This window comes from Leptotrichia massiliensis, assembly GCF_900104625.1.
GTDB classification, from domain to species: domain Bacteria; phylum Fusobacteriota; class Fusobacteriia; order Fusobacteriales; family Leptotrichiaceae; genus Leptotrichia; species Leptotrichia massiliensis.
In genome coordinates this window covers 612,529-635,145 of the sequence record NZ_FNVZ01000005.1, presented here as the reverse complement: position 1 = coordinate 635,145, position 22,617 = coordinate 612,529, and the positions used below count along the sequence as shown (strand labels likewise).

Genomic DNA, 22,617 nt, shown 5'->3' with positions numbered 1-22,617 from the left:
TTTATAAAGTTAAATTCGTTATCTAGTGTTACATAAATATTTTTCACATACTCAATCCTTTCATTCTACATCCTTATTTGTAAAATCACATCTCTTTAACTGCTCCATTGCATGTTCTCTTATAGTCTCTTCTTCACTCTGTAATAACAATTCCAATTTCTCTTTCGCCTTAGGAGTATTAATATCTCCCAAAGCAAAACAGCATTTTCTCACTAATGCAAAATTATCATCCCAACGATATTTTTCAAAATTTGAAGTTGCTAGTTCGTATATACAGTCTATTGTTTGGAGTAAATGTATCCATTGAAAAATTGAAGCTATTGTTTCATGTTCGTTATGCCATTCTTCTTTTGATAATCTACATAAAATATCAGCAAATTCTACTTCTAATTTAAAAAATATAACTGTACTAACTAAATCATCTATTTTGTCTTCAGACTTTTGAAAAAATGCTTGTTCAAAACTTTTTTTTAATAATTCAATTTTCTTTTCCTTTGTAAAGGAAAATTTATTAAGAAACTCTTTTTTTGTTATTCTTTTATTCCAATAATCATTTATTAATTCAAATACTTCGCTAATTGTAATTTCACTTTTTAAATCCATTTTATTTATTCTCCTTTATTACTTCGTATTCTTTAAGATTTTGATTAAATATTTCTACCCCTTTTCCTTTTTCTTTTCCAAGTTGAATATTTATTTGTTTTTCTCCTGTTATTTTATTTTTTTTTCTTTAAAACGCACAAATTTATATCCCCAGCCAGAACTTTTTTCAGGCATTGGCATATTAGGATATTTATCTTTAACAACATTACCTTCTGATCTTATTCCTATTTTTTCCATTTCATTTATAGTTCCTTGCTTTGTATAAAATTTCAGTTGAATACCATCATAACTATCTGTAAATCCTAAATTAGGTGATATTGACGTTTCTCCTGTTCCTTTTAAATTACCTGTATTTTTTAATATATCATAATGCTCTTGACCTATTGTTCTATAATAAATTTCATATATGGAATAATCATTAATAAAAAATATTAATTATTATTCATTATAAGCAACTGAAATTTCTTTTTTTATTGTAGCTGTTTTACCTTCATTTTCTATTACAAATTCTAAATCAAATCCTTTTTCCATATAGATAGATGTGGTAATTTTATATTTTTCGTTTTTGGAACCTAAAATATCGGTTATTTCTTTATCTATTGAATAAATAAATTCTTTTTTATTGACATTAATAAACTTAGCACCTTTTAAACTATCAATTCCCAATCTTTCATTTACAATAATTTCACCAATTTTTTTAACTTTATAATAATATTTTTAAAATAATCAATTTCAATATCTTCAACTTCAAAAATTTTTTCTTTATTATCAGAATAAAAAAATGAAATTGAGTAAAATCCTTCTTTTTTTACTTCTCTTGAATTATTAAAATAAATAAATATAACTAATATAACTAATATAATTAATAATAATACAATAATTTTTTTCATTTTATTTTCTGAAACTTTCTATCCAACTTTCAAAAAATTCTTCTTGTTCCTTAACACTGCCAATTTTTAATTCACTATCGTAATCAAAAATATCTACTACATCAGATAAAGTAGCTTGTTTTCCCATTTGTAATTTATACGCCTTTGTCCCTCCAAATTCTTTTTGCATTCCAGAAGGATAAACATTAATAACCGAAGCATTACAAAGTAAATAAATGTTATTTAATTCTAATTTTTTTCGCAATTCTACAACAGAATCAAAGATATTATCACTTTTTGAAAAGTATATTGTTCTTTCAATTTCTATTTTTAAATTAATTTCATCTTCAATTTCTGATAAAAATAGTTTATTTTTTTCTATTTTTCCATTATTAATAATGTTAATCTCCAATATTTCCATATTATTTTGATCTTTCATATTTACCAATCCTTCTTTCACTTTCAGTTTCTATACATTTCTCCAAAAACACCATTTAAATTTTCCGATATACTCAATTCCAGTATTTTCCAATACCAAATCCTATTCTTTTTCTCCAGTTCATTTTAATACAATTTTGTAATCTTTTTTTAATATTTTTATATTTTTTTAATTTATAAATTTATAACAAAAAAATACAAATCAATTTTTTTTAACTTCTTCTGAAAAAAGTAAAAAATCACTATATTATTCTTAATAAAATTATTATATTGTACCATTCACAATTTGTCAATATTTGGGATTCAAGCTCTGATTTAATTGCTCCAAAAACTTTTCATATCATAAAAAAAATGATATAATTTACAAAACAAATTTTATAAAAGGAGCAATCGTGAATTTATTTAATCAAGAAAAAAATAACGAAAATGAAAATATAGATAATGAAAAAAATATGAGTTTTTCTAATGTTCAAGAAAAATATACAAAATTGAGAAATGAAATCGAATATCATAACAATCTTTATTATAATGAGGACAAGCCTCTTATTTCGGATATGGAATACGACGCTTTAATGCGTGAATTAAAACAGCTTGAGCAGGAATATCCAGAATTACTGAAAAATGAAAAAAATGGAGAAAGTTCGCCTACTGAAAAAATTGGGGGTACTGCGAGCGAAAAATTTTCAAAAGTACGACATCGGGTACCTATGCTTAGTCTGTCGAATACTTATAATATTTCTGAAATTGAGGATTTTGATAAAAGAATCAAAAAAATTATTTTATCTGAAAATGTTAAGGAGCATTCAAAGGAACTAGAGTATATTCTGGAACTGAAACTGGATGGGCTTAGTATAAGCTTGATTTATGAAAATGGAGCGCTTATTCAGGCTGTAACACGGGGAGATGGGCAAGTTGGGGAAGATGTGACTGAAAATATTATGGAAATTACAACTATTCCTAAAAAATTGAAGGAGAATATTTCGTTGGAAGTTCGTGGAGAAATTATCTTGCCAATTTCAAGCTTTAACCGAATAAATCAAGAACGGGAAGATGATGGTGAAGATATTTTTGCAAATCCTAGAAATGCGGCTTCAGGGACAATAAGACAGCTTGATAAGACAATTGTTGCAGAACGTGGGCTTGACTGCTATCTCTATTATCTTGTAAATGCTGAAAATTACGGAATAAATACTCATTTGGAAAGTATTGAATATATTGAAAAACTTGGATTTAAAACAACAAAAATATTTGAGAAATATACTGATTTTAAAGAATTGGAAAAATCTATCGAAAAATGGCATAACGACAGGAAAAAACTTGATTATGAAACAGATGGGCTTGTTATAAAAGTAAATAATTTTGCACTTTACGAAACACTTGGCTACACAACTAAAAGCCCACGATGGGCAATTGCTTACAAATTTCCTGCTGAACAAGTAAAGACTAAATTAATGGACGTAACTTTTCAAGTTGGAAGAACTGGTGTAATTACTCCTGTTGCTGAACTTGAAGCCGTGAATTTATCAGGTTCTGTTGTGAAAAGGGCAAGTTTACACAACTTTGATGAAATTCGCAGAAAAGATATAAAAATTGGCGATAATGTTATTGTAGAAAAGGCGGCAGAAATTATTCCGCAAGTTGTAAATGTTGTGTTTGACGATAGGACTGGACAAGAAATTGAAATTCAGGAGCCAACAAATTGTCCTGTCTGCAATAGCGAGCTTGCACACGAAGAAGGACTTGTCGCCTTAAAATGCCACAATCCACTTTGCCCCGAAAAAGTTAAACGCCAAATTGCCTATTTCGTTTCTCGTGATGCAATGAATATTTCTGGACTTGGTGACAAAATTGTCGAAAAATTTATTGAATTAGGAAAAATAAAAACAATAGTCGATATTTATTCGTTGAAAAAATACCGTGAAGAATTGGAAAATCTGGAAAAAATGGGACAAAAAAGTGTAGATAACTTAATAAATAACATTGAGTCCAGTAAAAATCGTGATTTTTCAAAAGTTCTCTACGCACTTGGAATTCCTTTTGTTGGAAAATTCAATGCGAACCTTTTAACAAAAACTTTTAAAAATATTGAAAATCTGAAAAATCAGTCAATCAAAAATTTACTGGCTGTAAAAGGTATTGGCGATAAAGTGGCAGTTGCTGTAAATACTTTCTTAAATGATGAAAATAATTGGAAAATTATCACAGATTTAAAAAATATTGGATTGCAATTTGCTGTTGATGAAACTAATTCAGAAGAAATAGCAGATAATCCAATAAAAGACAAAAACTTCCTTGCAACTGGAAAACTACAAAAATACAAACGAAACGACATAAAAGATATTATCCTGTCCAAAGGCGGAAATTATCTGTCAGCAGTTTCAAAAAATCTAGATTTTCTAATCGCTGGGGAAAAGGCTGGAAGTAAACTGGAAAAAGCTGAAAAATTGGGCGTTCGGGTGCTTACGGAAGATGAATTTGAGAAGGAATTTTTGGAAATTTAATTTTTAACATATCACCGAACACTTTCAATGTTAAATAAATTCAATAGGTTTAATAAATTTTATTTATAAAAAAATAGGGATTTCTTTAAATTACAGTAATCCCTATTTTTATTTCAATGAATTGTTATTTTATTATATCATTCGTTTCTTTGTCTAATTTATTTTGAGTCATCAATTAACCATTTTCCATTTTGTTTTACAAGTTTTAATGTTATCTCTGTTCCACCTTGATGACCTTTTCTACCATCAACAACAAAATCTTCTTCGTATTTATCTTTTAAATAAACTGTTTTAGACTTAGAATCATATTTTTTCAATTGAAATCCACTTTCTTCTCTTATATCCATTATTCCTGATCCTAATAAAGGGTCATAGTCATAATTAATATCATCATTTTCTTTTAAAAATTTCTCATCAGCAGGAGTTAATTTCCCTTCAAGTGATTTTTGACTTAATTCTATATATTTTTCTCTTCTTCTGTATTCTTTTCTGAATTTTTCTGTAATTGGAGCTTTTGCAAGCCATTTATCAAGTTCATCAGGATCTCTAATTTCTATATATTCATTCATAAAGTTTATTGCTGTATTTATCGCTTCTTTATCCTCACTACTTAATTTTGTATTTGCCTGATTACTTTCTTTAACTGTTTTTTGAACTTTACCTACTTTTGATTTATTTCTTGTAACTGACATTCCTAAACTTGCTACGATCAACATAGCTATTCCTATTTTTTTTAACATTTTTATCACTCGCTTTTATTTTTTATATTTATCATAATTTTTCAAACTATTATTTAATTTTCCAGCACTATAAAGAGAAACATTTATAAATGTATGGTCTACTGCTCTATATATTTCAATGAATATATTACTTCACTATCTCATTTGTTTCTTTGTCCAATTTATTTTGAGTCATCAATTAACCATTTTCCATTTTGTTTTACAAGTTTTAATGTTATCTCTGTTCCACCTTGATGACCTTTTCTACCATCAACAACAAAATCTTCTTCGTATTTATCTTTTAAATAAACTGTTTTAGACTTAGAATCATATTTTTTCAATTGAAATCCACTTTCTTCTCTTATATCTATTATTCCTGCTCCTAATAAGGCATCATACTCATAATGAATATCGTCATTTTCTTTTAAAAATTTCTCATCAGCAGGAGTTAATTTTCCTTCAAGTGATTTTTGACTTAATTCTATATATTTTTCTCTTCTTCGGTATTCTTTTCTGAATTTTTCTGTAATTGGAGCTTTTGCAAGCCATTTATCAAGCTCATCAGGATCTCTAATTTCTATATATTCATTCATAAAGTTTATTGCTGTATTTATCGCTTCTTTATCCTCACTACTTAATTTTGTATTTACCTGATTACTTTCTTTAACTGTTTTTTGAACTTTACCTACTTTTGATTTATTTCTTGTAACCGCCATTCCTAAACTTGCTACTATTAACATAGCTATTCCTACTTTTTTTAACATTTTTATCACTCGCTTTCATTTTTTATATTTATTCATAATTTTTCAAACTATTGTTTAATTTCCCAGCACTATAAAGAGCAACATTTATAAATGTATGGTCTACTACTCTATATATTTCAATTATTTTTTTTGAATTATATAATAATAAAGCTCCTTTACGCTCTTTTATATTCATTTTTTCTTTAGAAATCTTATTTATATTTTTTTTATAAGCTTCAATTATTTTTGCATGTTCCTCATCTGTTGTTACTGAATCAAAAATTGTCGAATACAACTTATTTTCAGAAAAAGCAAAACTGTTAAATTGTCTTTTTACACCTAACGGATCCTCTACATTTGCATAATAATAAACAGCATAACTACCATTATCGTGTGAATTTGACAACGGTTCACTTTTCACAATATTTCTCAATTCTTTTGGAGAAATTTCAAAATTAATTTTATTTGTAACTTTTTCTCCAAATACTATTGCTGATAATAGCAACATCATAAATAATAACATTTTTTTCATAATTAGTTCTCCTTTATTTTTTTTTTAATTATTTTATTTTTGATTCATCAATTAACCATTTTCCATTTTGTTTTACAAGTTTTAATACTATTTCTGTTCCACCTAAATAACCTTTTCTACCATCAATAACAAATTCTTCCTCATACTTATCTTTTAAACGGACTATTTTAGATTTAGGATTATATTCTTTCAGTAGAAATTCACTTTCCTGTACTAAATCTCCTATTCCTAATCCCAATAAAGGATCGTATTGATAATAGGAATATATATCATTATTTTCTTTTAAAAATTTCTTTTCAGCAGGAGTTAATTTTTCTTTAGGTGATTCACTTGTTACTGCATACAATTCTTTTTCCTTTAAATCTATATATTTTTCTTTTCTAAAATATTCCTTTCTAAATTTTTCTGTAATTGGAGCTTTTGCAAACCATTTATCGAACTCATCAGGGTTTTTTAATTGTATATATTCATTTGCAAAGTTTATTGCTATATTTATTATTTCTTTATCTTCATTGCTTAAGTTTTTATTTACCTGATTACTTTCTTTAAATGTTTTATGGAATTTAATTTGTTTTGATTCATTTGTTGTAGCCGCAATTCCTAAACTTGCTATAATTAACATTGCTATTCCTATTTTTTTTAGCATTTTTTATCCCTTGCTTTCGTTTATATTTTTTTTAAATATTAATTTTATAATTAACCTGCTGGATAATATTCCAATACATTCTTTATATTACCATTTTTATCAGTAATTACAACCTTTTTAGTTTTTTCATCAAATCCAAAGTACAATTTAGGATGTTTTTTCCCATCTTGACCAATATAGTTGTCTATATAATAAATTCCTTTTACAGCTGTTTTTCTTATTTTATAATATGAAACATAAGCTTCAGAATTTTCATCAAGACTTTCTTTAATGGTAAAACCATTTAAATTTTTGATATTATTAAAATCTGATACTAACGGAAGACCATTTTCAGGTTTTTCATCATAATATGATGATAGATAAAAGTTATTATTTTTAGCAGATTCTAATTTCCCTATTTTAAAGCTATATGTGTTATATACACCCTCTACACCATCTTTTTTATCCAACCAGCTAAAATTCATTATACTGATTTCCTGTTCGGGAACTTTATTTTCTTTTTCAATTTTCTCCCAGCTTTTTCCTGTTGTAGTAATTTTTGCTGCAAATGCCATTGCACTTAATACAAGTAATCCTGTTAAAACTAATTTTTTCATGTTTTTCTCCTTTCCCTTTGATAAATCTATTTTAACAAATGAACCTTAAAATTAACTGAAAATTTTTAAAAAAATTAAATTATACTTGAGCGTATTTAAAATTGAACTACTAAAAATTATATAAATTTAAAAAATAGTCGTAGCTTTTGAGTACTATTTTAAAGAAGTTTTACTATACAATAAAAAAATTGTAAATCAAGAAAATTTCAAATACAGTTTTTTTATTACTCCTAAGTTTGTTTATGATAATTTAGTGTTTTTATTATGATTTATAACACTAATACATAATTGGTAACGGAGTGTATTCTCTTACACTACTATCTTTTTTCTCTGTCAGTTCCTTAAGTCTTTCAAAATCATATCTGTAAATAGTATCTTTTATATCCGTTATATTTATTTTACTTAAAGTTTTTGATGCTTCTTCAAATTTTCCTAAACGACGCTCAGTTTCAGCTTTTAAAATTATAGATAGATTATATTGAATTTTATCAGCACCATTATTTTTAGAAATCATTTTTACTAATTTGTCAGCATAGCTTAGTGCTTTTTTCAAATCATTTTCTGTTGCTAAATTTTTTTCATCATAGACATCACCAATACTTCTTATAGGCTCGTCTAAATAATATGACACAATTGAACTCCAGTATTCTGATGGTGCTTTAGAAAATATCTCGTCAATTGCCTTTTCATTTCCTAAAGATTTGTATAAATCTACCAGTCTGAAAAGTTCTTTCTCTGAATAACGTTCTTTATTTTTCTTAATAGCATCCTGTAAGTAATACAACGCTTTTTCTCTAAATTCTTTTTTTGTTTTTTTATCAATACTTTCCTTATTAAAATCCATATAGTCATAACCATAATAGTTTATTTGAGATTTTTCTATATCAGAGAGAGTGTAGTAAAAATTTGCTATTCTTTCCAAATGAATGTTCTTATCCTGTTTTTCCACTAAGGCATTTGCTTTACCAAATTCTTTGTTACTAATATATAAATAAGCTAAACTCCAAGGAAATTCACTTTCATTTTCCATAGGCAAAGATTTTTCAAGATAACTTATCCCTTTTTCCAAACTTTCCTTTAAAGTATTAGTATTTTCAAAATTCCAATTAATTTGTGCTCTATACGCTTTGTAATACGTTTCACCTATTTCCTTATCTGAAAATCCTCCTGCCATTTCATAAAATCTTCCTAAATAATATTCTTTAGGCAAATTTTTAGGAATAGCCTTATACTCTTTTGAGTTTATTATTTTTTTATATTTTTCCAATTCTTCTTTTGTAAATTCATTCTTGAACATTACAAATTTATTAGTCGGACATTGTGGCGAATAATCAATGCTTCTAAACTTCTCTTTTCCTATTGGACAAATATAATCCTTTTCTATTGCTGGTACAGAAAATCCATTTGTAACATAAAGTGTTAATCCTGCCACAACCAATGCTAATAAAATTCTTGCTTTCTTCTTCATAATAATTCCCTGCTTTCTTATCATAAATCTACCTTAAATATTATGATATGTTTAAATTTAAAAAGATTCAAGTATATCTTAGCAAATTAACCTTAAATTTAACTGAAAATTTTTACTTTTTTAGATTTTATTTTTTCAATTTCCATTTTAGAATTTCACCTGTTGACAAATTAATTTTAAAATTATACTCTATATAATTGGCTTTTATTGTACCCTTATAGATTGATTTTTCAGCATTTACAAGTATAATTTCTTCAAATGAAGCATTATTCAGATCGTCATAAACATTTTTCTTCAATTGCTCTAAAATGATAATTTCCACATTTTTTTCTTTCCTACTGAAGTTGTATTTAGCTCTGTCATAACTTTCTTCCTCAGTTATTCTTTTGCTAAATTCTAATTTACTCTGCATATCAGCATATGCATCAGGTTCAGTCCTTTGTTCTATTGGTGCTGGTGACGGTGCTGCTGCTGGTGCATTTTTCGCTTGGAATGTTATATCTTTTCCAACTCCCCAACGAGAATCAGATATAAGTCTTTCAGTAGAACTATATGTGATTACTTTTCCTGTATTTGCATCAACATTATATCTATATCTTTTATTTTTATAATAAAATTCAATTGCATAAACATATTTTTTATTTTCTTTTTCTAAAATAAGTTTTGTCAATTTTGCATTATTTGAATGTATTTTAGAATGTTCAAAAACAATTTTTTTGGCTCTTTCCAAATTTATTCTCACTCTATTGTTTCTTATTGTTACAGTCGTTATTTCTGCAGAATACAAATTTATGTCAGCTGAAGCAGACAACATTGCTAAAATTAAAAATGGTGTCATTCTTTTTTCTAGTATTTTCATTTTTTTCCCTTTCTATAAATAAAAATATATTATATTAATCAAAATAACCTACTTAGTCAGGTTACAAAATTTTTTCAGGTAAGTAAAAAGTAAAAACAGTTCCTTTCCCCAACTCACTTTCTACCATAATTGTCCCTTTATGCTCTTCAATTATCCATTTTACAATAGAAAGCCCAAGTCCTGAATTATCACTGGAACGGGAAGAATCAACCTGATAAAAGCGATTCCATATTTTATTAATATGTTCACTTGAAATTCCAATTCCGTCATCAATAATTTTACATTGTATTTTATCTGAATTTTTTATTTTGTCTAAAGTTATTGTTATCATTCCATTTTCATTCCCATAAGTAATTGCATTTGAAATAAGGTTTATAAAAACTCGTGTAAGCATATCCTTGTCAACATCTGCAAAAATATCATTTTTCTCATCGTAAATAATTTTAATATTTTTTTCTTTAGCATAATTGCTTTCAACTTCAATAACTAACTGAATAATTTCATTCAAATTCTCATTCTTGATATTAAGTTTTTGATTTTTTTTATCCATTCTGGCAAGCATAAGCAATTCAGAAATTAAACTTGACATCTTTTTGGATTTTTCTAAAATATTTTTTAATATATCTTTTGATTCTTCATTTAAGTTCAAATATTTCAAACTATATTCACTTTGCATACGAATTGCTGAAAGTGGAGTCCTTAATTCATGAGCAACATCCGATGTAAACTGAGCCTCTCTATCAAATGCCTCCTGCAAACGATTAAACATCTGGTCAAAAGTTTCTGCTAAATCATAAATTTCTCTTTCCCCATTTTGCAAATTAATCCTTTGAGACAAATCATCTCCCTTTGAAATCTTATTAACTGTTTTAACTATTTGCTCAATTGGACTAAAGGATTTTTTTGTTATAAATTTTCCACTTAAAACTGAAACAAATATTAAAAATGGAAATATAACAATAAATATTAAAATAATTAGTTCTATATTTTTTTCAAGGCTGGAAAAAGGTGTAATTCCCCTAATTAATATTTCTCCGTGTCCGATAAAATTTTTCCTTATATCATAAACGTACCATTTTGAATTTGAATTTTTCTGTTTTACTATTTTTACTTTATTGCTTTCATCAGAATTTTGAGAAACTTCTAAATCAATATCTGTGTTTCCGTATATAAAGTTAAGATTTTTATCATAAATTGAAATAAAAATATCATCGGTTATTACGCTAAGATTATTGTCAATTATTAACTCCCCATTTTCAAGTTCAATGCTCTTATTGATTTTCTCTACTGTTGTTTCAAGCCTTTTATAAACAGAATTTTTCACAGCAATAGAACTGATATAGAACATGGCTCCCAAAAAGCACAACACAATTATAATTATCATGCTTGTATACCATAACGTAATTTTTGTTTTTATTGAAATTCTTTTTTTATTATAATTAATCTTATTATTCATTTTCTTCCTTCAAGACATATCCTACACCTCTTATAGTGTGAATTAATTTAGGCGTAAAATCTGTATCAATTTTTTTTCTTAAAAGCCTTATATGCACTTCTATTACATTACTGTTTATTTCAGAGTCAAAATCATAAATATGCTGCTCAATTTTTTCTTTTGAAATAACTCTTTTTTTGTTTCTTATCATATATTCTAATATTGAAAATTCTTTTGGAGACAACTTTATTTTCTTTTCATCCCTGAATACAGTATGCATATTGCAGTCAACCGTAAGATTGGCTATCTTAAAAACATTTCCTACTGAATCAGACTTTATGCTATTTTTTCTAAGAATTACACGGATACGTGCAAGCAGTTCTTCAAAATCAAATGGCTTTATCAAATAATCATCAGCTCCATAATCCAGCCCTTTTACTCTATCCTGAACACTTTCTCTCGCAGTAAGGAACAATACAGGAGTCTGTATTCCCTTATTCCGTATTCTCTTCAACACTTCAAACCCATCTAATTTAGGAAGCATTATATCTAGTATCAGCACATCATATTCTGCAGAAAAAATATAATCTAACGCCTCTTGCCCATCAAAACAACTATCAACACTATAATTCTCTTTTCTTAGCGTTCTAGCTATAATGTCATTTATCATTCTCTCGTCTTCTACTATCAAAATTCTCATTTTCCAAATCCTCGTTCTCATTATTTTGTTTCCAATTAAATATTTTTTATTTATTCAAAATTTATTTAATATCATCCTATTAAATTAATTGTTTTCTAAATTTGATTTTAAAGTGATTCTGTTATGTATTCATTCTCAAATTCTTTTGAAGCATGCTCCAGCACTTTAAAGTTATTTACTCTTCTATACATTTTTTTCTGCGATTCACTTAATTTCTCAAGATTTTTTGTAAAAATATTATATATTTTTTCAGCTTTTGCAAGTATAATATTTTTATTTTTTTCACAATATTTCAATTGATTTTTTAATAATCTAAAATATTTTATGTCATCTGTATTTAAACTCTTACTTAGCATTTCTAAATCCAATTTATTTCTACATATATCATTATTGATAACAGGTATCATATTGTTAAAATTAATAATTCCTAAGTTACCTTTATCTATTTTGAAAAAATCTATATTAGTTTTCATTCTTTTATGTTTTTCTTTTGGAGAAGATAATGGTGCAAAATACTCTTTGTTATTTACCTTAAAAACTATTCCTATAAATGGTCTGTTTGCTTTTAATGAAACTTTATTTTCATAAATCCCTAAATATTTTAAATAATTTGACGTTAATGTTATAAAATATAATTTATCCTTTTCATTCATCTAATTTCCCCTTTCATTTAAAAAGGCGATACACAACAATATCGCCTAAAAAATACTTTAAATTAATGACTAATAAATCAGGAAGACTTAGACTACTCGCTCCTTTAGGGTCTAACTTTTTAATACCTGACTGAACCAGGAAGACTCAGACTTGCTCGCTCCTATTATGACCTAACTTTTTAATACCTGACTGAACCAGGAAGACTTAGGTTTACTCACTCCTTCATGTCTAACTTTTTAATACCTAACTTTTATTAATCCTTTTCAAGTATATTATATCTTATTCTCGTTTATTTTTCAAGGCAAATTTTTAATTTTTTTATAATTTTCTAACAAATCAGTTTTTTAATATCTTCTAACTTCTATTTATACTCATTCAAATCAATCCCCTGATCCATCGCGGCAAATACGCATCCACAGTAACATTGCCTATACACATCATATTCTGCACACATATCAACTGAACGTTTGTATCCGTTATTTTTCTTAAAGTCAGATGGCAGATATTTTACATCAAAAATTTCCTGAATTTCGAGTCCCAACGTGTTTATCAGCTGGCTGTTCTTATGCGGACTTAACGTCAAGGCGCTTCCAAAATAGTCAAACCCCAATTCCTGAGCCTTTTTTGCCACAATGTCAAGCCTCATCTGAAAACAGGCAGTACATCTTGCTCCACCTTCCTTCTCCTTTTCCAGCCCTTTCACAGCTTTATAAAAGACCATCGGCTTATATTCATCTTCAATAAATCCAACATTATTTCCAGTACGCTCGTTGAACTTCTTAATAAATTCCTCCTGTACCAAGGCTCTTTTCATATATTCTGCCTTTGGATGAATGTTATTATTTGCAAACAGAACGGTCACGTCTGCATATTGCGTTAAAAATTCCAGCGTATAAGTACTGCAAGGCGCACAGCAACTATGAATCAATATTTTAGGACGAATATCCTTGTTTTTCCAATCTGAAATCAGTTTTGTCAAAATCGTATGATAATTAATTTTCTGATTAGGATTCATTCTTTCCAGAATTTCCTTTGCATTTTTTATATCCCTTTCAATATAACTTTCCGTATTTTTTGTACTTTCCAATTGTTCAATATTTCCAATATTTTTCATTAAATTATTTTCTCTCCCAAATTTTTTTATATATTTATACTAAACCCCATTTAAAAAATAGTAATAAAATTCTATAATAATTAATTTAATAGTCTTGTCAAAAAATGCTTTAATTCTATGGATTTCATGATTTTTACTATTTAAATGGGAAATAGTATTAAATAATCATAATTTTACTTTCTCTACAATATTATAAAATTAGACTTGTCTACATAATCAAGCGTTTTGAATTATTAAACAAGTCTACTAAAATTTTAAAAACTATTTTTTATTATACTCTTCCAGTGCCTTTTTCAACACTTTCATTCCATTTTCAATTTCAATCAAGTTATGTGTACAAAACGAAAATCTAGCTTCCTTTGTACCTTTTCCTGGCGTTGTATAAAATCCAGGCCCTGGTGCAAACGATAATGTTTGGTTTTCATATCTAAATTCAGTCAATAGCCAGATTGCAAATTTTTCAATATCATCTACTGGAAGTTCTGCAATTAAGTATAATGCACTGCTTGGCTTATATGTTACAACTCCTGGTATTTTTATGATATTATTATAAATCATATCACGTCTTACTTTGTATTCTAATTTTGTATTGTCAATGTAAGTATCCAACGTATTAATTAAGTTTGTACTTGCATATTGCTCAATTGTCGATACTGATAGTCTCGCTTGACAGAATTTTAGCGCTTGTGCTAAAAAGTCTTTATTTTTAGAAGCAATAACTCCTATTCTTGCCCCACATGCACTATAGTGTTTTGAAATACTGTCAACTAAAATCACTCTATCTTCAATTTCTTTTATTGACATAAACGACTGATAACTTTTCTCAATTTCTTCATCATAAATAAACTGTCTATAAACTTCATCAGTAATAATATATAAATCATGTTTTATTGCAATATCCCTAATTAACTCCATTTCTTCTGTTTTGAAAACAATTCCAGTAGGATTGCTTGGATTTGAAAACATTATTGCCTTTGTTTTTGGAGTAATTAATTTTTCAATTTCTTCTCTTTCTGGCAAGTGATAATGATTTTCAATAGATGTTTCAATTGGAACTAACTTTGCGTCGGCAATTCTCAAAAAACTGTCATAATTTGTATAATATGGTTCTGGGACTAAAACTTCATCTCCTGGATTACAAATAGTTTGCAATGTAATTTGAATAGCCTCGCTTCCACCTTGAGTAATCAATATATCTTCAGGCAAAATATCAATTCCAACTTTTGCATAAGATTTTGAAAATGATTCCCTCAATTCAATGATCCCTGCCGAATTTGTATATTTAACGATTTTTTCCTTATAGTTATTTAATCCTTCAAAGAATGTATCTGGCGTTTCTACATCAGGCTGCCCTATATGTAATTGATATACTTTCACACCAGATCTATTTGCTTCATCAATATATGGCACTAATTTTCTAATTGGTGAATAGTGCATGTCTAAAACTCTTTTTGAAAATTTTTTCATATTGTAATTTCCTTCCTCATGTAATTTTCTAAAATTTAATTTTTAAAAAGGGCTAAATTACCCCTTGATTAATTATTTACTATTATATTTATCATTTAATGCTTTTAAGATCGCATAAGTTTCCAAATCAAGTTTTCCATCATACTTAGACGGTCTAAAATGATATTGGAATACTTTTATTACATTTTTAGTTTGCTCGTCCCATTTTCCTGTTGTACTAATTGTATATCCAAATTTATTAAATTCTGCTTGTACAGTGGCAGCTGGTAATGTATTCCAAGTACTTGAATATTCAGTTTCGTAAAATGATTTTTTATCATTATCATACCACATTCCTATGTTATGTTTTCTATACAATTCTTCCCATGGAAATAATGGACCTGGATCAGGCTTTCTTTGAGGAGCAATATCTGAATGTCCCAAAATATTCGTTGCAGGAATTTCATATTTATCCGCTAAATATTTTACAAGAACAGCAACTTCCTTAATTTGAAAATCTCTAAATGGCTCGAAATTTCCACTTACATTTCCATTATTAACAATTTCAATTCCAATTGAACTATCATTTAGATTTTTACTGGTTTTCCACTCACTTGCTCCAGCATGCCATGCTCTTTTATTTTCATCCACTAAATAGTATACTGGATCATTTTTTTGATCTGATATTAAATAATGAGCACTCACTTCGTTGGTTGTCAATGCTTTAAGTGACCCTTCTCTGTTCATCGCTGTATAATGTAAAATTATAAATCTTTGTCTATAATTTTGTCCTGTTGAAGTGTAAGAAGAATCAACTGTTATTGAACCTGCTGAATTTTTAATTGTTTGTGTGCCACCTCTTCCAGACTGATTGTTATTATTTCTACTACTGTTATTATTACCTGTCTGATCTTTCATTACTTGTCCATTTTCATCAATACGTATATTTATTGGCGGTTTTTTTACATCATTCGAAACATCTTTATTATGAGCATTCATAATACTTCCAATTGACAAAATTGACGTTAGTAATAATAATTTTGTTATATTTTTTTTCATTATACTTAGTCCTCCTTATATTCTATTTCATTAAATTATTTAACATTTTCAAGTTGTGGATTATCAGTTTGTTTAAAACTGTATTTTATAATGTTCTTTAAAAGAATATAATAACCGATTGCCAAAATAGCAATAATAATTCTTATAATAGCTGTAATATTTCCATCAAAGTCTAACCAGATCATTACTGAAACTGCTCCATTTAATAATGATATGATAAGTAAAAATATATTTCTTCTGCTCCATGCAATAAAACCAAATACTATTGCTGAAAAAATAAATAAAACTCTTGTTCCACCAAAAAATAAAACATACGAATTCACTGTTGAAACAACATCATTCATATATGGAGAACTTTGTAAGATAACACGTGAAATATTTACACAAACTAAACTTATTAAAAATAATGCAAAACAGATTAATAAATCCCGTATATCTTTTTTTTCTTCTAATTTAATAGTTTCTGGAGTTTTGCCATTTGAATCATTACTAATACTCTTGTTTTCTAGATAAAAAACCGAATAAAGCAACATAATCCAGAAAAATACTTCTACAATTCCAAGCCATAATGTTATATTAAAAATTTTGGCATTTGTATATTCATGATAAATAGAATTATAGAAATTGTAATTTACAAAAATGTAAAAGAATGATACTATTATTGCCAATATTTTTTTATAATAAAAAAACATAGTTATTCTCCCGAAAATTTATTTATCCAGCTCAAATAATTTGAGTCTGTAATATTCAATGCTTCTATATTTGCTTGAAAATTAACATCATCATCATATATTTTAAATATGATTGGTGCAAGTATTTTTAATGTCTGTGTTTCAAATATTCCGTGAATATTCATACTATAAATAATTGGTTTTTGAAATTTTAATAATTGACTGTTTGTTTGTTTTATTTCATACAAAAGTTCTAACAAGTTGATTTTCTTCAAGTCATTATTTCTATCTTCAAGCACCACATCAATCTGATCAGAAAGTAATTTTTTGTATCGCCACGATTGATGCTCCTTATGAACTTTGCTTTGAATCAAAAATTTCATTTTTGGTGAAAATAAAACTAGGTTATTCATATTTTTTTCATATTTTATCGCAAAATCTCTTTCAAAAAAACTGCTTACTGATTTTAATAAATCATTTTGAACATTATAAATCGTATTTTCATCATAAATTTTATTAATCAAACTTGACTTTTGTTCATTAAAAGTATCGTATAAATAAATTTCAATTTCATATTTTTCAACATTCGGCATTTTTAAAATATTCCCAGCCAATACAAAATTTAAATTATTGTTCTGTTGTCTTATTAGTTTCATATAATCTGTACTGTAACGTTTTTTAGATACAAAAAGATTTTCATTATTATAGGCAATTGCCAACTGATAATTTAAGTTTGTCTTATAATGTAAATTTTCATTTAAATATAAAGGCAGAGAAATTGCAAGATTTTCAGCCAATTCTGATTTTTCTCCAATTGATGTAAATGTCAAAATAAGAATATTTGGTTTTACACGTCTATTTTGGTTCAACATAAATTCAGGATGGTTAAATTCATAATACCAAAGAGGTTTATTTGTTGAAAAAAATCGATTTGCTGTTTTCTCTTGTTTATCTTTATTTTCTGCCTTCACTTTTAACTTCCAAAAATAATCCTCGTAGTACATAAATTTTTTGTAATGCTCTATCCAAGGGAATTTTGAAGTAAATTTACAAAGTTCTAGTCCTTCTTTATACATATCTTTTACTTTATAATATTTTAGTACATTTAAAGCAGTGTGGGCATTATGATTTTCAGGATTATAATATGCCAATACATATTGCTTAAATTCATCATAAAGCTCGTTCAAAATATAAATACTTGATGTAATATACATTACTTCTGAATTATATCCAGACTCTTTCAAAGCCGTTATCAAAAAATAATTTCCAGTTTCCTTATCGCCTTTTTTGAAATAAACAACCGCTTGCATCATTTTTGCTCGCCAGTTTCCTCTTATTGCAGACAATTTTTCCATTTTATTTTCATATTCGCTACTGCTTCTTTTTTTCACAATATCAAAATATTTTTTAAATGCTGTTGCAGAATTTGGATTTATTTCTAATGCTTCATAATATTTTTTTTCAGAATCTGCAGCACGTCCACAAAGTTCCAATGCTTCAGCATAAGCTATACAAAGTCCTTCCGTCATATTATTAATATTTAGATTTTTTTCATAAAGCTCAACAGCATTTTGATAAGCTCCCGTTCTCACATGATAAGTTCCAAGCAAAATTAGTTTTCTTTCAAAATCTTCATCAGCCGCATAAAATCTTAACACAGCTTCTTTTATTTCAGGATAAACTTCTTTTGAAAAAGCATCCTGTATTATAGGATATAATCCGTCCATATTACTCCAGTTTTTTCTTACAGCTGGATATAATTTCTTATTAAGCCAGTCCTTTTTAGGCATTTTAAATTCTTTTCCAAATTCATCGTAATAAGAAATTTCCTTAAAATCATCTGAATAATTATTATTTTCCATAACTTCTGATTCATTATTTACAATATCGTAAATTTCTCTTCTAATTTGACGGTTGGGTTGATTAACATTAGTATTTATATTATTTTCATTTATTTCATTATTTTTATTTCTCCTCTTATCAGAAGATTTAAAAAAATCAAAAATCCCCATATATCCTCCTATCTAAAATAACTTTTTGCCACAATTTCTTTTTCAATCTATTTTTAAAAATATATTTACATAAATTTTTATAAAAATAGTTCTATCTTGTATCCTTTACTTAAATATGGTTTAAATTAAAACTTATCCATTTTCAACTATACTAATTTTATCACAGATAAGATAAAAATACAACGGAGTAAAGATGAAAAAATTAAAAATTACTTTTTGAAAAATTTACACAAAATATTGATTATTTAACTCTTTTAAACAAAATGATTAAGATAACCTATTCCTAAAGTCTTCATATTCAAATTTTCTAATGACCTCAACTCCACCTTTTTCTGTATAAACTGCAATCACAGGCAAATTTATCCCATTGAAAGTATTCGTCTTCACCATGCTGTAATGTGCCATATCAGTAAAAATAAGCTTATCTCCCACTTTTACAGGATTATCAAAGGAATAATCTCCAATTACATCTCCAGCAAGGCAAGTAGGCCCTCCCAATCTATAAGTATATTTCTTCTCATTTGGCATTCCTGAGCCGAAAATAAATGGACGGTATGGCATTTCGATTACATCAGGCATATGGCATGAAGCTGAAGTATCCATTAACAATATATCCATCTCATTTTTTGTAATCTCTAAAACTTCTGAAACTAAAAATCCTGTATTCAAGGCAACTGCTTCTCCTGGCTCCAAATACACTTCCACATCATATTTTTCTTTTATATAATTTATACATTTTACAAGTTTTTCAATATCATAATCTTCTCTTGTAATGTGATGTCCTCCACCGAAATTAATCCATTTCATATTATGTAAATATTTTCCAAATTTTTCTTCAAAAATTTTTAATACATTTTCAAGGGCATCCGAATTTTGTTCACAAAGTGCGTGAAAATGAAATCCATCCAATCCTTCAAGCTCATCTTCCTTAAAATTTTCAAGTGTTACTCCGAATCTCGAAAATCTTCCCGCTGGATTATAAATCTCAGTTTCAACTTCTGAAAATTCTGGATTTAATCGAAGTCCACAGCTAATTTTTTTATCATTTTTTTCTTCAAATTCCCTTACTCTACTCTTAAATTTTTTCCATTGATTAAAAGAGTTAAAAACAATATGATTTGTTATCTCCATTATTTCATCAAACTCATCTTCCCTGTAAGACGGATTAAAAATATGAGTTTCCAATTTTTTGTTAGGATTTTTTAACTCCATTTCCTCGTACCCAAGTCTTGCCTCAAATAGGGAGCTTGCAGTAGTTCCATTTAAGTATTCACTAATTAACGGATAGAAATAAAACATCGAAAATCCTTTTTGTGCAAGCAATATTTTACATCCTGTTCTATCAATTACACTTTTTAATGTTTCAAGATTTCTTTTTAGCAGCCTTTCATCAACTATAAACGCTGGTGTTGGCAAGTTTGTTATATCCATATCAAGATATTTGTTTTTTGACACTTTTTATCATCTCCTTTTATACTTTACACTTCTCTTATCAATATTATAATTCAAATGTATTTAAAATTTATTCCTTATTATATCACACTTTTCTCAAAATCTATAAAAAAAGATTATCCTAAATTTAATTTTTTAAGATAATCAATTTTTATTTTTATTTAAACATAATTCTAATCTGTTCTCAGTGCTTCCATTGGCTCCAATGCCGCGGCTTTTTTCGCTGGATAAACTCCAAAAATTAATCCTATCATTGTAGACACCAGTATGCACACAAATACTATAACTGGACTTAAAATTGGCGAAGTTTGTATAAACATTCCAACCAAAAGTGCTAACGAATACCCAATTACAACTCCAATTATACCTCCAAAAAATGTCAAAATAACTGCTTCTATAAGAAACTGAATAAGAATATGCCCTGTTTTCGCTCCAATCGCCTTTCTAAGTCCAACTTCTCTTATTCTCTCGGTAACACTTACAAGCATTATATTCATAACTCCTATCCCACCTACAAATAATGAAATAGCAGCAACTCCGCTTATAAAAAGTGAAAGCATATTAAGAATATTGTTAAATTCATCCAGCCCTTGACTTGTTGAATTTACATTGTAAACATTAGGCTCACTCCCTCTTGTTTTTAGCTTTTCTTTTACAACTTCCATTATTCTGCTCATTTCATTAGCATCCGTAGTCTTTATCTGAAGAGCAGTGTATTTATTCTGCTCATTTCCTTCCAAATGGTTTAAATAATTATTAGGAAGAAGTCCCATAGCAGGCATTTGAGCTCCACCTCCCAGACTTGCATAAGGATTTTTAAACACTCCAACAATTGTCACAGTTTGACTATTTTTTCTAAAATTTAAAGTCAATTTCTTTCCTATCGGATTTTCACCAGCAAATAGTTGATCAGCTGTTATATTATCTATTATTACATATTTTCCATCTTTTCTATATTCATTTGGTAAAAATTTTCTTCCTTTTATTATTGTGTAATCTGAAATTTTAAAATAATCTTCTGTGACTCCCGTTCCAGTAAACATCTTATCTGAACCATCATTTGTAGATAATCTTGCAAAAGTGCTAGAAGTTGGAGTAACAGCTTCAACACCTTCTATATTCTTTAATTCTTTAATATCCTTAGGTGTCAATAAATCCTGCGACTTATAAGTCTGCCCTGGAGAAGTATCAATTGACACTTCAAAGTTTGATACTCCAAGTTTATTCAAATCTCCGGTAATATTCTCTTTAACTCCCGCTCCTAATGAAGACATCATTATAACTGAAGATATACCGATTATTATTCCAAGCATTGTCAAGAAGGAACGTACCTTATAGCTAAATAAATTTGATACTGATAATTTTAGTAATTCCATAAAATCCATTTACACTACACTCCTCTCCGATGCTGAACAATTTCATCCTTTTCTATTACACCGTCTTTTAATCTAATAATTCTTTTACAATGCTCTGCCACATCTTCTTCATGTGTAACCATAACTATCGTTGTTCCATTATCATTCAATTTTTTAAAAATTTCTAGAACTTCTTCTCCAGATTTTGAATCCAGATTTCCAGTTGGCTCATCTGCTAAAAGGATTTTTGGATTATTTATTATTGCCCTTGCAATTGCTACCCTTTGTCTTTGCCCTCCTGACATTTCATTAGGTTTATGATGAATTCTTTCACCAAGTCCCACACTTTCCAAGGCTTCTGTTGCCCTCTTTAGTCTCTCAGCTTTTTTTACTCCAGCATAGAGAGCTGGCAAAGCCACATTTTCCAAGGCAGTCATTTTAGGCAATAAATTAAAAGTTTGAAAGACAAATCCTATTTTTTTGTTTCTTATTTCAGCAAGAGCATTTCCTTTTATAGTCGAAACATCTTGATTATCTAAAATATAAGTTCCAGATGTAAGGCTGTCAAGACAGCCCAAAATATTCATAAGAGTAGATTTTCCACTTCCAGATGGTCCCATAAAAGCTACATATTCACCTTCACTTACAGAAAGATTAAGCCCCTTCAAAACCTTTAATTCCATGCTTCCATTTTTATATATTTTTACTATATCGCTTACTTTTATCATAAAAATTACCTCTAAAG

At 27.6% G+C, this 22,617-nt stretch carries 24 protein-coding genes; 1 reads left to right on the top strand and 23 read right to left on the bottom strand.

Annotation, left to right across the window (positions count from 1 at the left end):
- Positions 1-60 precede the first annotated feature (60 nt).
- From BQ5344_RS06840 to BQ5344_RS06825, 5 genes are all read right to left on the bottom strand, one after another.
- Positions 61-603: a hypothetical protein gene (locus BQ5344_RS06840; protein ID WP_071124689.1), complete on the bottom strand. Its 543-nt coding sequence runs from the start codon at positions 601-603 to the stop codon at positions 61-63.
- Positions 604-711: 108 nt separating this feature from the next.
- Positions 712-840: a hypothetical protein gene (locus BQ5344_RS12520; RefSeq protein ID WP_268872972.1), complete on the bottom strand. Its 129-nt coding sequence runs from the start codon at positions 838-840 to the stop codon at positions 712-714.
- A gap of 201 nt (positions 841-1,041) precedes the next feature.
- On the bottom strand, positions 1,042-1,269 hold the full coding sequence (locus tag BQ5344_RS06835) for a hypothetical protein (protein ID WP_071124688.1): 228 nt from the start codon (positions 1,267-1,269) through the stop codon (positions 1,042-1,044).
- 8 nt (positions 1,270-1,277) lie between these two features.
- Entirely contained in the window at positions 1,278-1,493 is a 216-nt protein-coding gene (locus BQ5344_RS06830; RefSeq protein WP_071124687.1) for a hypothetical protein, read from the bottom strand.
- Position 1,494: 1 nt separating this feature from the next.
- On the bottom strand, positions 1,495-1,911 hold the full coding sequence (locus BQ5344_RS06825) for a hypothetical protein (RefSeq protein ID WP_083378265.1): 417 nt from the start codon (positions 1,909-1,911) through the stop codon (positions 1,495-1,497).
- Positions 1,912-2,362: 451 nt separating this feature from the next.
- On the opposite strand from BQ5344_RS06825, the gene ligA reads away from it, so the two are divergent.
- On the top strand, positions 2,363-4,411 hold the full coding sequence (gene ligA / locus BQ5344_RS06820; protein WP_407936217.1) for an NAD-dependent DNA ligase LigA: 2,049 nt from the start codon (positions 2,363-2,365) through the stop codon (positions 4,409-4,411).
- 158 nt (positions 4,412-4,569) lie between these two features.
- Here ligA and BQ5344_RS06815 read toward each other — a convergent pair whose 3' ends face one another.
- From BQ5344_RS06815 to BQ5344_RS06730, 18 genes are all read right to left on the bottom strand, one after another.
- Positions 4,570-5,151: a YqhG/Tai3 family protein gene (locus BQ5344_RS06815; RefSeq protein ID WP_071124685.1), complete on the bottom strand. Its 582-nt coding sequence runs from the start codon at positions 5,149-5,151 to the stop codon at positions 4,570-4,572.
- Positions 5,152-5,312: 161 nt separating this feature from the next.
- Positions 5,313-5,894, bottom strand: coding sequence for a YqhG/Tai3 family protein (locus BQ5344_RS06810; protein ID WP_071124684.1), 582 nt, complete (start codon positions 5,892-5,894; stop codon positions 5,313-5,315).
- Positions 5,895-5,922: 28 nt separating this feature from the next.
- Complete coding sequence (locus BQ5344_RS06805; protein ID WP_071124683.1) at positions 5,923-6,405, bottom strand: hypothetical protein; 483 nt, start codon at positions 6,403-6,405, stop codon at positions 5,923-5,925.
- A 28-nt stretch (positions 6,406-6,433) separates the two neighbouring features.
- Positions 6,434-7,051 (bottom strand): hypothetical protein, encoded by a 618-nt coding sequence (locus tag BQ5344_RS06800; protein WP_071124682.1) that lies wholly within the window; start codon positions 7,049-7,051, stop codon positions 6,434-6,436.
- 50 nt (positions 7,052-7,101) lie between these two features.
- The gene (locus tag BQ5344_RS06795) at positions 7,102-7,647 is read right to left on the bottom strand and encodes a hypothetical protein (RefSeq protein WP_071124681.1); all 546 of its coding nucleotides are present in this window, start codon (positions 7,645-7,647) and stop codon (positions 7,102-7,104) included.
- Between the two features lie 277 nt (positions 7,648-7,924).
- Positions 7,925-9,139, bottom strand: coding sequence for a hypothetical protein (locus tag BQ5344_RS06790; protein WP_071124680.1), 1,215 nt, complete (start codon positions 9,137-9,139; stop codon positions 7,925-7,927).
- Between the two features lie 103 nt (positions 9,140-9,242).
- The gene (locus BQ5344_RS06785) at positions 9,243-9,974 is read right to left on the bottom strand and encodes a PepSY domain-containing protein (protein WP_071124679.1); all 732 of its coding nucleotides are present in this window, start codon (positions 9,972-9,974) and stop codon (positions 9,243-9,245) included.
- A gap of 61 nt (positions 9,975-10,035) precedes the next feature.
- The gene (locus BQ5344_RS06780; RefSeq protein WP_071124678.1) at positions 10,036-11,430 is read right to left on the bottom strand and encodes a HAMP domain-containing sensor histidine kinase; all 1,395 of its coding nucleotides are present in this window, start codon (positions 11,428-11,430) and stop codon (positions 10,036-10,038) included.
- Positions 11,423-12,109 (bottom strand): response regulator transcription factor, encoded by a 687-nt coding sequence (locus BQ5344_RS06775; protein WP_071124677.1) that lies wholly within the window; start codon positions 12,107-12,109, stop codon positions 11,423-11,425. Before BQ5344_RS06775 ends, BQ5344_RS06780 begins: the two co-directional genes overlap by 8 nt.
- A 107-nt stretch (positions 12,110-12,216) precedes the next feature.
- Positions 12,217-12,762, bottom strand: a complete 546-nt coding sequence (locus BQ5344_RS06770; RefSeq protein WP_071124676.1) for a type III toxin-antitoxin system ToxN/AbiQ family toxin — start codon at positions 12,760-12,762, stop codon at positions 12,217-12,219.
- 362 nt (positions 12,763-13,124) lie between these two features.
- The gene (locus tag BQ5344_RS06765) at positions 13,125-13,877 is read right to left on the bottom strand and encodes an epoxyqueuosine reductase QueH (RefSeq protein WP_106394732.1); all 753 of its coding nucleotides are present in this window, start codon (positions 13,875-13,877) and stop codon (positions 13,125-13,127) included.
- A gap of 261 nt (positions 13,878-14,138) precedes the next feature.
- Positions 14,139-15,344, bottom strand: coding sequence for a pyridoxal phosphate-dependent aminotransferase (locus BQ5344_RS06760; RefSeq protein WP_071124675.1), 1,206 nt, complete (start codon positions 15,342-15,344; stop codon positions 14,139-14,141).
- A gap of 72 nt (positions 15,345-15,416) precedes the next feature.
- Positions 15,417-16,382: an N-acetylmuramoyl-L-alanine amidase gene (locus BQ5344_RS06755; RefSeq protein ID WP_071124674.1), complete on the bottom strand. Its 966-nt coding sequence runs from the start codon at positions 16,380-16,382 to the stop codon at positions 15,417-15,419.
- Positions 16,383-16,417: 35 nt separating this feature from the next.
- Positions 16,418-17,074, bottom strand: coding sequence for a hypothetical protein (locus BQ5344_RS06750; RefSeq protein WP_071124673.1), 657 nt, complete (start codon positions 17,072-17,074; stop codon positions 16,418-16,420).
- 2 nt (positions 17,075-17,076) lie between these two features.
- Positions 17,077-19,065, bottom strand: a complete 1,989-nt coding sequence (locus tag BQ5344_RS06745) for a tetratricopeptide repeat protein (RefSeq protein ID WP_071124672.1) — start codon at positions 19,063-19,065, stop codon at positions 17,077-17,079.
- A gap of 267 nt (positions 19,066-19,332) precedes the next feature.
- On the bottom strand, positions 19,333-20,520 hold the full coding sequence (nspC, locus tag BQ5344_RS06740; protein WP_083378218.1) for a carboxynorspermidine decarboxylase: 1,188 nt from the start codon (positions 20,518-20,520) through the stop codon (positions 19,333-19,335).
- Positions 20,521-20,690: 170 nt separating this feature from the next.
- The gene (locus tag BQ5344_RS06735) at positions 20,691-21,902 is read right to left on the bottom strand and encodes an ABC transporter permease (RefSeq protein ID WP_071124671.1); all 1,212 of its coding nucleotides are present in this window, start codon (positions 21,900-21,902) and stop codon (positions 20,691-20,693) included.
- A gap of 5 nt (positions 21,903-21,907) precedes the next feature.
- Positions 21,908-22,600 carry an ABC transporter ATP-binding protein gene (locus BQ5344_RS06730; protein ID WP_071124670.1) on the bottom strand — a complete coding sequence of 231 codons (693 nt, stop codon included), beginning with the start codon at positions 22,598-22,600 and terminating at the stop codon, positions 21,908-21,910.
- Positions 22,601-22,617 lie beyond the last annotated feature (17 nt).